Annotated in this window: 11 protein-coding genes; all 11 read right to left on the bottom strand. The window is 67.8% G+C overall.

What is annotated here, in order from left to right; translation table 11 throughout:
* Positions 1-31: 31 nt before the first annotated feature.
* The 11 genes from V5F78_RS04465 to V5F78_RS04415 all read right to left on the bottom strand — a co-directional run bounded on the left by V5F78_RS04465 (position 32) and on the right by V5F78_RS04415 (position 12843).
* A complete protein-coding gene (locus tag V5F78_RS04465; RefSeq protein ID WP_394066876.1) occupies positions 32-733 on the bottom strand; it encodes a nucleotidyltransferase family protein in 702 nt (233 codons plus the stop codon).
* Positions 734-750: 17 nt separating this feature from the next.
* A complete protein-coding gene (tsaE, locus tag V5F78_RS04460; RefSeq protein ID WP_394066189.1) occupies positions 751-2304 on the bottom strand; it encodes a tRNA (adenosine(37)-N6)-threonylcarbamoyltransferase complex ATPase subunit type 1 TsaE in 1554 nt (517 codons plus the stop codon).
* Complete coding sequence (locus tag V5F78_RS04455; RefSeq protein WP_394066190.1) at positions 2301-4880, bottom strand: PAS domain-containing sensor histidine kinase; 2580 nt, start codon at positions 4878-4880, stop codon at positions 2301-2303. The genes tsaE and V5F78_RS04455 overlap by 4 nt, the downstream gene beginning before the upstream one ends.
* A 176-nt stretch (positions 4881-5056) precedes the next feature.
* Entirely contained in the window at positions 5057-6037 is a 981-nt protein-coding gene (cysK, locus tag V5F78_RS04450; RefSeq protein ID WP_394066192.1) for a cysteine synthase A, read from the bottom strand.
* Between the two features lie 69 nt (positions 6038-6106).
* The gene (locus tag V5F78_RS04445) at positions 6107-6547 is read right to left on the bottom strand and encodes an RrF2 family transcriptional regulator (RefSeq protein WP_394013160.1); all 441 of its coding nucleotides are present in this window, start codon (positions 6545-6547) and stop codon (positions 6107-6109) included.
* Positions 6548-6557: 10 nt separating this feature from the next.
* The gene (dut, locus tag V5F78_RS04440) at positions 6558-7031 is read right to left on the bottom strand and encodes a dUTP diphosphatase (protein ID WP_394066194.1); all 474 of its coding nucleotides are present in this window, start codon (positions 7029-7031) and stop codon (positions 6558-6560) included.
* 2 nt (positions 7032-7033) lie between these two features.
* Positions 7034-8248 (bottom strand): bifunctional phosphopantothenoylcysteine decarboxylase/phosphopantothenate--cysteine ligase CoaBC, encoded by a 1215-nt coding sequence (coaBC, locus tag V5F78_RS04435; RefSeq protein ID WP_394066196.1) that lies wholly within the window; start codon positions 8246-8248, stop codon positions 7034-7036.
* Between the two features lie 141 nt (positions 8249-8389).
* Positions 8390-9943, bottom strand: a complete 1554-nt coding sequence (locus V5F78_RS04430; RefSeq protein WP_394066198.1) for a hypothetical protein — start codon at positions 9941-9943, stop codon at positions 8390-8392.
* A gap of 149 nt (positions 9944-10092) precedes the next feature.
* The gene (gene ubiB, locus V5F78_RS04425; protein WP_394066199.1) at positions 10093-11661 is read right to left on the bottom strand and encodes a 2-polyprenylphenol 6-hydroxylase; all 1569 of its coding nucleotides are present in this window, start codon (positions 11659-11661) and stop codon (positions 10093-10095) included.
* A gap of 55 nt (positions 11662-11716) precedes the next feature.
* Positions 11717-12487, bottom strand: coding sequence for a bifunctional demethylmenaquinone methyltransferase/2-methoxy-6-polyprenyl-1,4-benzoquinol methylase UbiE (gene ubiE / locus V5F78_RS04420; RefSeq protein ID WP_394066201.1), 771 nt, complete (start codon positions 12485-12487; stop codon positions 11717-11719).
* A gap of 149 nt (positions 12488-12636) precedes the next feature.
* On the bottom strand, positions 12637-12843 hold the full coding sequence (locus V5F78_RS04415) for a hypothetical protein (protein WP_394066203.1): 207 nt from the start codon (positions 12841-12843) through the stop codon (positions 12637-12639).
* Positions 12844-12995 lie beyond the last annotated feature (152 nt).

Below are 12995 nucleotides of genomic sequence, written 5' to 3'. Positions count from 1 at the left end.
CGCCAGCGGGCACGCCGCACGGTTCCAAGGATTAGTCGCTCGAGCGGCGGATCGCCTCTTCCGCAGCGGAAATCGCGTCGGGGGTGCCGACATGCATCCAGAGGCCTTCCAGCCGCAGGCCGAACAGGCGCCCCGCCTCCCCCGCGCGATCGAAGATGGCGTTGAGCGAGAACGGACCCTGCGGCGCGCCCTCGAACAAGGCGGGCGAGAGAATGCAGGCGCCGGCATAGATGAAGGGCGCCACCATGCGCTCGCTGCGGCGGGCAAGCCGGCCCTCGGCATCCATGGTGAAGTCGCCCGTGCCGTCATAGCCGATGGAGAGCGCGCTTGCGGCCACCAGCAGCAGCGCATCCATGCGGGCGGGATCGAACTGGTTCTGCAGGCGCACCAGGTTCGGCGTCACGCCCTCGATCCAGATGGTATCGGAATTGATCACCAGGAACGGCGCGCCCCCGAGCAGGGGCAGTGCGTTCTTCACGCCGCCGCCGGTATCCAGCAGAAGGCCGCGCTCGTCGCGGATGTGCAGGTGGGGTGGCGCGGTGCGGGTGGCGAGATGGGCCTCCAGCAGGTCGGCATGGTGATGGACGTTCACCACCGCCTCGCGCACCTCGGCCACCTCCAGCCGGTCCAGCACATGGTCGATCAGCGGGCGCCCCGCGACCTTGACCAGCGGCTTGGGAATGGTCTCGGTGAGCGGACGCATGCGCGTGCCCATGCCGGCGGCGAGCACCATGGCTTTTTGAACGGTCGTCACGTCTGAAGGTCCTTAGATGGCAGAACAGCCTCGTACCACATGCGCAACGAACCGAGTTCCTGATGCCCGAGACAACGCGCAAGGTAGCGCCTAACCCGAGGAAGATGACGCAGATATTGCGGTTTCCCGTCGCGCTGGTGGAGACGGGTGAAAATTCCGAGAATCTTGGTCGCCCGCTGCGCGCCCATCAGCGCATAGAGATGGGTGAAGGCGCGCGCATCGAAGGTGGGATCGGCCTCGCGCCGCTGCGCGACGTAATGGCCGACAATGTGCAGTTCCAGGTTTTCCGGGATGTCCACCCGCGCGTCCTGCGCCAGCGAGGCGACGTCATAGGCCGCCGGGCCGAGCACTGCGTCCTGGAAATCAATCAGGCCCATGCGCTGGAGCCCCTCGCGCTGGGGCAGCCAGATCAGGTTCGGGGAATGATAGTCCCGCAGCACCCAGGTCTGCGGCTCGTTGAGAACCGGGCTCAGGGCATTGCGCCAGAGCATCAGGAATTCGTCGCGCACCACCGCGTCGGCGCGCACATTGCGGAACGGCAGGTACCAGTCGAGCATCAGTTCCAGCTCGATCAGAAATGCCTCAATCCCGTAGACCGGCAGGACGTAATCGCTTTGCGGGGCGATATGGAGCACGTGCGGCAGGGATTGCGCATGCAAAGCGGCCAACACTTCGGCCGCGACCTCGTAGCGCGCCTTGATGGGCTCGGGAGGGCTGCCTTCGAGCACTCCGCCATCGCCGAGATCCTCGATCACCAGAAGGCCCCGGTCGAGGTCGGCGGCATAGATCTGCGGGGCGGAAAAACCCTGCGCCCGCAGGCCGCGCGCCATGGCGACGAAGGCCCGCACGTCTTCGGCCAGATGCGCGAGGCGGCTATAAGGCAGGCCGCGCCGGATCGGCGGGCCATCGGGCCGGCGCGGCGCGTTCATCAGCACCGCCGAGCGGTCTGGCAGCACAAGCCGGGCATAGGAGCGGCTTGAGGCATCGCCCTGCATGTAGCGCCGCTCCGCCGCGCCGAAGCCGGAGGCCTCGATCAGCAGCTCCGACACATGAAGCCGGTCGAGGCGCTCGATGAAGGCCCCGCTTCCCGAGAGGATCGCCCGGCGCCCCTCCGGCCCGAGATCGGGCGCGAGATCGAATTCGATGATGAGCCGGTCGGCGGCGAGGCGCTCCGCCGCCCGGTCGGGCCATTCCACGATGACGATGGAATCGGCGGAGAGTTCCTCCCATCCCAGCTCGTCCAGCTCGTCGGGGTCCTCGACGCGGTAGAGATCGGCGTGGGTCACCTTCACCCGCGCGAACTCGTAGCCCACGAGGACGGAGAAGGTCGGGCTCGGCACCTCCAGCGCCGGATCGTCCGCCAGCACGCGCACCAGGGCACGGGCGAAGGCGGTCTTGCCGGCGCCGAGATCACCGCGCAGGGCCACCAGATCCCCCGGCGCCAGCCAGGGCGCGAGCAGCGCCGCCAACTGGCCGGTCGCCTCAAGGTCAGGCAGATCCATGCGGAAGGCATTGGGAAGGCCGGGAACACGGGAAATCAGGGGGCTCATTCCGCAGCCTCGTCGCGGCGCGCCGCCGCAAGGGGAAACCGGCACACGGCCAGCGCACCGCCACCCTCGGCCGTGCCAAGGGTGATCGAGCCGCCGTGCAATTCCATGAACGAGCGCACCAGCGAGAGGCCAAGGCCCACCCCGCCGCGCTCGGCGCCGGCGCCGTGGGTTTCGAACCGCTCGAACACCTTGCCGGCGATATCGCCCGAAATGCCGGGTCCCTGGTCGCGCACCTCGACGCTGAGCGCGCCTTCGGTGCGCCGCGCGCTCAGGGTTACGACCCCCTGCGGCGGCGACACAGCGATGGCGTTGGAGAGCAGGTTGAACAGGATCTGCCGCACCCGCCGCCGGTCGGCCGTGAAGGCGCCGATCTCTTGCGGGGCGTCGATGTGCAGGCTCACCTGTCGCTCGGCCAGGAGGTCGCGCACCGCCTCGCCCACCGCTTCCAGGGTGGCGCGCACATCCACCTCGCCGAGATCGAGCGCCATGGCGCCGGCATCAATGCTGGCCAGGTCGAGAATATCGTCGATCAGGGCGCGCAGCGCGTCCGAGGACTGGCGCACATGGTCGAGGAATTCCAGCTGCTTGCCGTTGAGCGGCCCGACATTGGGCTCGCCGAGCATATGGGCATAGCCGATCAGCGTGTTGAGCGGCGTGCGCAGATGGTAGGAGACGTGGCCGACGAACGCATTCTTCAACGCGTCGGCGGCTTCCAGCGCCTCGTTGCGCTCGATCAGCGCCCGCTCCACCTTCACGCTGTCGGTCACGTCTCGGAAGGTCACGAGCGTGCCGCCGTCGGGCAAGGGCTGGGCGGCGCCGTCGAGCACCAGCCCGTCCGCGCGCTCCATGCGCAGATGGGTGCCGCTGCGATGTTCGAGCGCCGTCACCACGGCGCGGATGCGCGCCCAGCTGTCGAGATCGGCATGGAGCGGCCGGCACATGGCGGCGACCGCGTCGATATGCGGCTTGTCGCTCAGCGCCTGGGCGCTCAGCGACCAGAGCGAGAGAAAGGCATGGTTGTGCAGGCGCAGCTTGCCGTCGCTGCCGAACACGGCGACCGCCTCGGCCAGTTCGTCCAGCGTCTCGCCCTGGATGCGGATCAGGCTGTTGTAGCGGCTCTCCAGCGCCATATGCTCGGAGACATCCTCGAACAGATAGGTGATGCCGCCCTCGGCATTGGGGGTCACCACCACGCGCAGCATCTGCCCGCCCGGCAGGTGCCACCAATCGTGGATCGGCTCCAGCGCCCGATAGGCCTCGCGCAAGTGCTCGCGCCAGGCGCGGAAATCCGCCTGCTCGGGCACCTTGCGCGCGGTGCGCAGGGTTTCGAGGATCTCGCTTTCGGTGGGGCGCGTGTCGAGGAAGGCGGCATCCAGGCCGAACAGGCCCTCATAGGCGGAATTGTGGAACGCCAGACGCTCGTCGGCGCCGAACATCACCACCGCGGTCGCCAATTGGTCGAGCGTGCGGCGATGGGCGGCGATGGTGTGCGCCACCTCGGCGCGCGCGGCCTCCGCTTCCGTAATGTCGATGGCAAGGCCACCGGCGCCGGCGGGATCATCCACTTCCAGCACTTCCAGCACGCGGCGGCGGCCGCCCGCCACGAGCCGCGCCCGCGTCTGGTAGGGCTTGCCGTCCCGGCGCGTGGCAGCGGCCGCCTCGCGTGCGGAAAGGTCCAGCAATTCCATGCCGCGCGCCACCGCTTCCTCGGGCGAGGGCGCGCCCACCGCCTGGGCAAACGCCGGGTTCGCCCGCATCAACGCGCCCGCCGTGTCGCGCAGCCACATGGGAAACGGGGCTGCGGCGAACACAGTGGCGAGGATGCCGCGCGCGGCTGTCTCGGCCTGTGCACGCTCCACCTGCGCACGCGCGCCCTGCCCAGGGTCGGCCATCTGACCACCTTCGGCCAGCGACCCGGATGCCGGCGCGGTCCGCACGCTCAGCATGCGGCTGCCGTCGGTGGCGCGTCCCTCGGCGATCCATTGCGCGCCGTCGGGTCCGGTGATGGGCAGGGAAAAGGCCCGCCCCTGCGCGCGCAAAGCCTCCAGCGGCGCGGCGAGCGCGGCGGCGGCGGGCGCGCCCAGCCAAGGCGCGAGATCGAGCTTCACCGCATCCTGCAGCGGTTTGCCCGTTGCCGGAATCTGGTGGTCGAGCATTGCCGCCGCACCCAGCAGATGGGGCAGCGGATCGCCCACCACCCAGAGCACGGTGCCGAGCGCATCGCCGGCCAGCAGGCTCTTCAATGCATAGGCATCGGCCCGCGCGTGGGCGGCGCTGCGCAGGGCCGCCTTTTCGTTGCGTGAAATCCGTCCCAGCCAGAGGCTGCATGTGATCGCGATCACCACGGCGGCGGCGAGCCCGCCGATGCCGAGGGCGCTTCCCAGCAGCACACCGGACGGTTCAGCCCCAGAACCGCCCAGGCCGGCCGCCGCGGCATCCGCCACGCCGCAGATCAAGGCCGTGCCGCTCAAAAGCACCCGCGACAGGCGGGCGGCGGGGGCGCGGCGGCGGATCTGGCTGAAAGCCGCAGCGCGAGGCCCATGGATCGTCGGCGGCGCGTTCGATCGCACGCGCACGCAAGCTGTTCCGGCGGCCGTCTTGGCCCTGTCCGCAACCCCACCCTGCATGCGCCGCCGCGACCTCCCTCAGCTGGCGCCCGTGCCGGACGCCATCCGGCCCACGCCGAATCACATTCGACTGTAGCGAAGCCGCCCGGTGCGGAGAAGAAGGCGACGCGTACGGCGCCCCGCGCTCAGAGTCCTTCGAACAGCGCGGTGGACAGATAGCGCTCGGCGAAGGACGGGACGATGGCGACGATGACCTTGCCGGCATAGTCCGGGCGCGCACCGAGTTCCAACGCCGCGGCAATCGCCGCGCCAGAGGAGATGCCGCCGGGAATGCCTTCATAGCGGGCGAGCGCGCGGGCGGTGTCGAACGCGGTCTGGTTGCCGACCGTCACCACCTCGTCGATGACGCTGCGATCTAGCACTTCCGGCACGAAACCCGCGCCGATGCCCTGGATCTTGTGCGGGCCGGGCTGGCCGCCGGAGAGCACCGGGCTGTCCTCCGGCTCCACCGCCACCATGCGCAGCGAGGCCTTGCGCGGCTTCAGCACCTGGCCGATGCCGGTGATGGTGCCGCCGGTGCCGACGCCGGAAACGATCACATCCACCTTGCCGTGGGTGTCGTTCCAGATTTCCTCGGCGGTGGTCTTGCGGTGGATGGCGGGGTTCGCCTTGTTCTTGAACTGCTGCGGCATCACCGCCTTGGGCAGGTCGCGGAGCAATTCCTCGGCCTTGGCGACCGCGCCCTTCATGCCGAGTTGGGCCGGGGTAAGCACCAGTTCCGCACCCAGCAGAGCCAGCATCTTGCGCCGCTCCACGGACATGGATTCCGGCATCACCAGGATCAGCCGATAGCCGCGCGCGGCGGCGACGAAGGCGAGCGCGATGCCGGTGTTGCCCGAGGTGGGCTCAACCATCACCGTGTCGGCATCGAGCGCGCCGGCGGCCTCCATGGCATCCACCATGGCGACGCCGATCCGGTCCTTGACGCTGGCGATGGGATTGAAAAACTCCAGCTTGGCGAGGATCTCGGCCTTCACGCCGCGCAATTGTGGCAGGCGCTGAAGCCGCACTAGGGGCGTATCGCCGATGGTCTGGGTGATGGAATCATACACCCGGCCACGGCCCGGAGCGATGTCGCCGGCCGGCTTGCTTGCCGATTCTGCCATTGGATTTCTCCCTCGATTGTCTCTTGGCGTCTGTCTCGTGGCGTCGCGTCCTGCGGGGCGCCGCCGGGTTCAGATGGTGAAGTCGATGCGGTCGTGTTCCGAGCCGTGGCCCTTGTCGTCGGCGGAGCGGCAGAGGTCTTCCAGCGTCACGGTGTCGAGCGCCTTGTCGAACGTGTCCTCGGCGGAGGCGACGGCGGGCTGCACCACTTCCAGCACCAGCGGGGGAAGGATGATTTCCTTCTCCTCCTCGGCGCCCTCCACCACGCGCACGATCTCGGCCACCGAGACGCGCCGGCGCTCGCGCGCCAGCTCGTAACCGCCGCGCGGGCCGCGCACCCCTTTCAGCACGCCGGCATGCACCAGCGCCTGCAACACCGGCTCCAGCCGGCGGGGCGGCAGGCCGTGGCGGGCGGCCAAGGCTTTCGCGGCAACGGGAACGCCCCGGGCATGGACGGCGACATCCACGACGGCGGCGATGGCGAGCAGGCTTTTGTCGGATAAACGCGGCATGGGACTGTGGCTATCTCGATCCGTGCGCCCCGTCGAGCCCTGTCGACCCAAAACCACCGGAGCCGCGTGCAGTTTCTTCCAATTTGCCGGATTCTTCCAGCAGAATATGCGTCACGGGCGCCACCACCATCTGGGCAATGCGCATGCCGCGGCTGATCTCAACCGGCGCATCTCCATGATTAATCAACAGAACCAGCACTTCGCCGCGATAGTCCGCATCAATGGTTCCCGGCGCGTTGAGCACCGTGACGCCGAACTTCAAGGCGAGGCCCGAGCGCGGCCGCACCTGCGCTTCAAAGCCCGCCGGCAGGGCGAGGGCGAGCCCGGTGGGCACCGCCGCCCGCGCGCCGGGCTTCAGCACCAGTGGAGCATCGGCCGGCACGGCAGCCATCAGGTCGAGCCCGGCCGAGGCGGCGGTCGCATAAGCCGGCAGGGGCAAATCCGCCCCGTGGGGCAGACGCAGAACGGGAACGCCAACGGCCATGCTCACACTCCCTCGCCGGCCAGCGCACCGCCGATGCGGGCGACAAGGCGGCGCGCCACCTCGGTCTTGCTGGCGGAGGGCCAATCCTCCACCCCGTCGGCGCTCACCAGATGCACGGTATTGAGATCGCCGCCCATGATGCCGGTTTCCGGCGAAACATCATTGGCGACGATCCAGTCGCAGCCTTTGCGGGCCAGCTTGGCCTGGGCGTGGGGCACCACATTCTGCGTCTCGGCGGCAAATCCCACGACAAGGCGCGGGCGCAGCGTGCCGTGCCGCGCGATGGTGGCGAGAATGTCTGGATTTTCCACCAGATCGAGCTCCGGTGCGGCAGCCTCGCCTTTCTTGATCTTTTGATCGGCGGCTCCGGCGACCCGCCAGTCGGCGACCGCGGCGGCGAACACGGCGGCGTCCACGGGAAGATTCTCTTCCACCGCCGCCAGCATCTCGCGCGCGCTCTCTACCTTCACCATGCGCACGCCGCGCGGATCGGCAACCGCCACCGGGCCGGAGATCAGCACCACTTCCGCCCCGGCGGCGGCGGCGGCGGCGGCGATGGCGTGGCCCTGCTTGCCGGACGACCGATTGGCGATATATCGCACAGGATCTATGGGTTCATGGGTGGGACCGGAGGTGATGAGAAGGCGCCGGCCCTTCAGCAGCACCGTCTGGTCCGAGAAACGCGCCTCGATGGCGGCGAGCAGTTCCAGCGGCTCGGCCATGCGCCCTTCGCCGAATTCGCCGCGCTCGGCCATGGCGCCGGAATTGGGGCCGATGAGATAGACCCCGTCCTCCTTCAGCCGCGCCACGTTGCGCCGGGTGGCGGGATGCGCCCACATGCGCGGGTTCATGGCGGGCGCCATCAATACCGGCTTGTCGGTGGCGAGCAGGGCTGTGGTGGCGAGATCGTCCGCAAATCCGTTCGCGGCCTTGGCCATGAGATCGGCGGTGGCGGGCGCGACCACGATCAGATCGGCCTCGCGCGACAATTGGATGTGGCCGATGTCGTGCTCGGCCGTGAGGTCGAACAGATCGGTGAACACCCGTTCGCCAGTCAGCGCGCCGACCGAAAGCGGGGTCACGAAATGCTGGGCCGCCGGGGTGAGGATCGCCCGCACCGTGGCGCCGCGCTCCTTGAGACGGCGGATCAGGTCCAGGCATTTATAAGCGGCGATGCCGCCGCCGATGATGAGCAGAATGCGTCGCTGGTGCAGCATGGCGGTCTCCCGGCCGGGCGAAGCCCCTGCGATAGCCGAAAAATCGCCTCAGCGGCAGGGGAGACTTTTGCCTGCGGGGGGAGAACCGGTGCCGCAATGGCGGATGCGCGGACAAGACACCCGCCCCACGCCGGCCATTGGCTATTTCACGCTGAACACCGGCCGCGCCGGCAGGGGCGCGGCGAGGCTGGGCAGGAAGCTGAAGTCGGACGGCGCATTGCCGACCGCCAGCGTTGCCTGTCCGTGACACCCGACGCAGGAGCCGACGCCGCCGCCGGTCGTGGCCACGGCATTGTTCTGGATATAGGTTTCCAGCGTCAGGTTGGAGAGCAGGCCCGGCACCGCGTCGATCGGGTAATTGGGCAGCCGCACTTCAAGGCCCGAGGTGCCCCATTGCGTGCCCACCAGCGCGTAATTGGCGAACACCGAGCCCGCCTGGGCCAAAGCCCCCTGCCATTGGGTATTCAGGCTCGCGGTCAGGCCATAGATGCTCCAGCAGCGCACGATCTGCGGGGCGACATAGAGCGTCTGCCCGCCACTGGTGACGGGTTGGGCATAGGCGCCCGCATAAGGCGGCTTCGCATTCCAGGCGAAGTTCTTCTGCGCGCCGGCCGAGGGCGGATTATTGGTCGGCGCGGAGGATCCCCCAACAAAATAGGAATAATTCCCAGAAGACGCCGGCGCCGCGCCGCAGCTTGGCTGGTTGATCGTGGGACATGGCCCAGGCTTGGTCGGATCGCACGCGGCGGTGGCGACGGGTGCATTGTCCACATGCTCGAAGGTGGACCAGATCCATTGCGCCAGCAGCACCTTGTTGCCGTCGTAATAGGGATTGCGCTGGATGATGTGCATGCCCACCATACCCAGCGTCACCGTCTCGCAGATCTGCTGCCCCCCGCTGACAAGATCGCCCGCGACGGCGAGTTGCGCGTCGATGGTGAAATAGCGGCTCTTGGTGTCATTGGGGCCGAGGATCCGCCAGGCGATCTTCAGCTCCATGGCGCCGCGCGATCCCAGCGGGTCGATTGCGGAGGTGGGGAAGGCCACCTGCTTCTTGTCCGCGACGAACTTGGTCTGGCCGGCGATCGTCACGAGATTGTCCAACGGGCTACCGTTAGGCGCGAGCAGATAAAGTGCCTCGGTGGAATTCAGGCGGCGCTCGTAGAGGGTCCAATTGCCGTAGATGTCGATCAGCGGCAGGTTGGTCGACGCTTGGTAATATTCGTCGTTCTTGACCGAAGGCGCGCCCTTTCCGTCGCTGGCGATGGTGATCACCGGCAGCGCCGTCGCGCCGCAGGAGGCTCTCACCGGTCCGCTGCCGAAGAGGAAATCCGGCTTCACCCAGCTTTGCCACACCCGCGATCCCGTCGCCGCAAGCCCCCGGGTTGCAGGGGCGGATTCGGTGCCGGCGACCCAATTGAGGCCGATGAAGCTCTGCCACGACATATTGTCGAACGGAGTCTGGGAATCGTTCGCCGTGCTGGTGACCTGGCCGAAGATGCCGTTGTAGCCCAGGCCAGGTGAGAGTTCCGGGTCCGGCCCGATATAGGCCGGGATGGTGGAGCAGAGGGTCTGCGTGCCGTTCGCGCACAATTGCGCCTTTGGCACATATGTCCCCTGACCAAAGCCGTCTTGCGCGGAAAAGCTGGCGGCCCCCAACACCGCGGCAAAGGCAAATGCCGGCAGGATACGCATCGTCCCCTCCCCAGTCGTCTGATTGGGGAAAGCGTAACAAACCATAGGTTGCATTTAAACAAAAATTATAACTACGCGTGCATCAACGATGCATTCCCCGGTCCCGCGCATCTCCTGAAAGGCGGGACACGGACCGCAGCACATGCGCGCTATTTCAGTGCCAGCACCAAAAGCGAAAGCGCGATCACCCAAAGCGCCGCATTGCCCCAGAATGCGCGCCGTGCTTCCGCCTGGCCGATGCCCTCCAGCGTCTTGGGCGAGAGGCTGAGGCCGTCGCGGGTGGCTTCGTCCAGCTGCGTCACAACCCGCCCTGCCCGGCCCAGCAGTTCGGGCACGTCTGCCAGGAAGCTGCCGACTTCGCCAATGGCGCCGCCCGCTTCCTGGATGCGGCCGACCGGGCCGAGATTGCGGGCGATCCAATCCTCCACCACCGGGGCGGCGGTGGTCCACATGTTCAATTGCGGGTCGAGCGAGCGCGCGACGCCTTCCACCACAACCATGGTCTTCTGCAGCAGCAGAAGTTCGGGCCGGGTCTTCATGTCGAACAGGCCGGTGACCTCCAGCAGCAGGGAGAGCAGCTTCGCCATGGAAATCTGCTCGGCGCTGCGCGAATGGATCGGTTCGCCGATGGCACGGATGGCCTGGGCGAAATCCTCCACCGAATGATGGCGCGGCACGTATCCGGCGTCGAAATGCACCTGCGCGGTGCGGCGCCAGTTGCGGGTGATGAAGCCGTAGAGAATCTCCGCCAGGAACCGCCGCTCGCGCGCGCCGAGCCGGCCCATGATGCCGCAATCGACGATCACGAGGCGCCCTTGCGCGTCCACGAACAGGTTTCCCGGGTGCATGTCGGCATGGAAGAAGCCGTCGCGCATGGCCTGGCGCAGGAAGGATTGCATGACGATGCGCGCCAGCGCCTTCAGGTCATGGCCGGCCGCTTCCAGCGCCGCGCGGTCGGACAATTTGATGCCGTCGATCCATTGGGTGGTCAGCACTTCCCGGCCGGAGCGCTCCCAATCCACGGCGGGGACATGGATCTCGGGATCGTCCTGGGTATTTTCCGCCAATTCCGCATAAGCGGCGGCTTCCAGGCGCAGGTCCATCTCCATATTCACGGAGCGGGCGAGGGTCTCCACCACCGCTTCCAGGCGCAGCCGGCGGGCTTCCGGCGAGGTGCGCTCTGCGAACGCGGCGACACGGCGGAACGTCGCCATGTCCGAGCCGAAGCGGCGGCCGATGTCGGGCCGCAGGATCTTCACCGCCACGTCGCGGCGCGTTCCATCTTCCTCCACCACCTCGGCCTTGTGGACCTCGGCAATGGAGGCGGCCGCGACCGCCGGGCCGAACACCGCGAACGCCGCCGAAACCGGCCGATCGAGGGCTTCGGCGACCATGGCCTCGGCGATGTCCTGCCCGAAGGCGGGCATGCGATCCTGGAGCACTTCCAGATCGCGGGCGATGGATGTGCCCACCACATCCGGCCGGGTGGCCAGGAACTGGCCGAGCTTCACATAGGACGGACCAAGCCGGCTCAGCGCCGCCGACAGGCGAGCCGCGCGCGAGCCGGCGTCGGGCCGGGCGATCAGGCGCGCGAGCTTCAACAGCGGCCGCGCAGGCGGCGGCAGCGCCAGCGGCGGCACGAAGCTCAGCACCCCTTCGCGGGCGAGCACATAGGCGGCCCGCGCCAGGCGAGCGGCATCGGCGAGAAGAAAGATCACGCGCATATCCTTTTGTCCTTCCCGCTCCCGAAGGAAGGCGGAAGAACGAAGCCGTTCAAATCCGGAACCCCGAATGCAGCGCCACGACGCCGCCGGTCATGAGCGTGAAATCCACGCGGCCAAACCCGGCCTCGCGCATCATCTGCGCGAAGGTTGCGGGCGGGGGAAAGCGGCGGATGGATTCGACGAGATATTGATAGGGCTCCGCCTCCCCCGCGACCCGGCGGCCGAGTTCGGGAATGACGCGGAAGGAATAGAAATCATAGATCTTGTCGAGCAGGGGCACATCGACCTTGGAGAATTCCAGCACCAGCGCCCGTCCGCCGGGCTTCAGCACCCGCTTCATCTCGGACAAGGCGAGGGGAATGCGCGGCACGTTGCGGATGCCGAAGGCGATGGTGACGGCGTCGAAGCTCGAATCCGCAAACGGAAGCGACTCGGCATTCGCGTCGACGAATTCGACTTTGTCCGAGAGGCCGCGCTTCTCGGCCCGCTCGCGGCCCACGGCCAGCATCTCGCGATTGATGTCGGCGACCACCGCCCGGGTCCCCTCGCCGCCCGCACCGACCACGCGGAAGGAAACATCGCCCGTGCCGCCGGCCAGATCCAGCAGACGGAACGGCCGCGCGCCCTGGGGCGGACGCACCTTGGAGACCATGGCGTCCTTCCAGGCCCGGTGCAGCCCGCCGGACATGAAGTCGTTCATGATGTCGTAGCGCCGGGCGACCTTGTGGAACACCTCGTCCACCAGGGTCTGCTTCTCATCCAGCGGGACGGTGCGATATCCGAAATGGGTGTCCGGCTGGTCGTGGGGCGAGGCTTGCATCAGGGGATCCGGCGAACATGGGGACGGCGATTGCGCCGAACCTTACCGGATCGTCCCGCCGGACGCCACGCGCCGCGCGTGTGGCGACCCGCCTCAAGCGGCCACCCGCCGCAGCGCCCCCGCCGAAGCCGGGCGGGAGGCGTGGACGGCTAGCTGCCGCGGCGGCGGCGCGCCTTGCGGCCCATCAGATCGAGTTCGTCCACGGGCAGCAATTCCAGCTCCAGGAAGCCGTCCTGGTCGCGCGAGCGTGACTTCGGCGCGCCGGAGGGAGAAACCCCCGCCACACCCTTGCGCTGCTTGCGCAGCATGATTTCCCGCCGCAAGGGAAAGATCGGAACATGAATCGTGAAGGTCATGGCGATCTCCAGGTACGTTAAGGGAACCGAAACGGTCTCAACTCATCCCGGCAAATATTTCCGAATGTTTCACACCTTTGTGCAAACACCCGCTTGCCGCGACACCCCAAGAACGCCTGCGGATCGGGGCGATTATTTGTCCGAGATGGGGG

Source organism: Roseixanthobacter glucoisosaccharinicivorans, from assembly GCF_043195095.2.
Classification (GTDB): Bacteria; Pseudomonadota; Alphaproteobacteria; order Rhizobiales; family Xanthobacteraceae; genus NCEH01.
The sequence above is the reverse complement of the archived record's forward strand: the minus strand, read 5'-3'. Positions and strand labels throughout refer to the sequence as shown.

What these genes read in the sequence shown, in the direction of transcription:
- V5F78_RS04415 (WP_394066203.1), bottom strand. Translation starts at nt 12,843, where the DNA reads ATGACCTTCACGATTCATGTTCCGATCTTTCCCTTGCGGCGGGAAATC.
- V5F78_RS04445 (WP_394013160.1), bottom strand. Translation starts at nt 6,547, where the DNA reads ATGCCGCGTTTATCCGACAAAAGCCTGCTCGCCATCGCCGCCGTCGTG.
- cysK (WP_394066192.1), bottom strand. Translation starts at nt 6,037, where the DNA reads ATGGCAGAATCGGCAAGCAAGCCGGCCGGCGACATCGCTCCGGGCCGT.
- coaBC (WP_394066196.1), bottom strand. Translation starts at nt 8,248, where the DNA reads ATGCTGCACCAGCGACGCATTCTGCTCATCATCGGCGGCGGCATCGCC.
- dut (WP_394066194.1), bottom strand. Translation starts at nt 7,031, where the DNA reads ATGGCCGTTGGCGTTCCCGTTCTGCGTCTGCCCCACGGGGCGGATTTG.
- V5F78_RS04430 (WP_394066198.1), bottom strand. Translation starts at nt 9,943, where the DNA reads ATGCGTATCCTGCCGGCATTTGCCTTTGCCGCGGTGTTGGGGGCCGCC.
- ubiE (WP_394066201.1), bottom strand. Translation starts at nt 12,487, where the DNA reads ATGCAAGCCTCGCCCCACGACCAGCCGGACACCCATTTCGGATATCGC.
- tsaE (WP_394066189.1), bottom strand. Translation starts at nt 2,304, where the DNA reads ATGAGCCCCCTGATTTCCCGTGTTCCCGGCCTTCCCAATGCCTTCCGC.
- V5F78_RS04465 (WP_394066876.1), bottom strand. Translation starts at nt 733, where the DNA reads ATGGTGCTCGCCGCCGGCATGGGCACGCGCATGCGTCCGCTCACCGAG.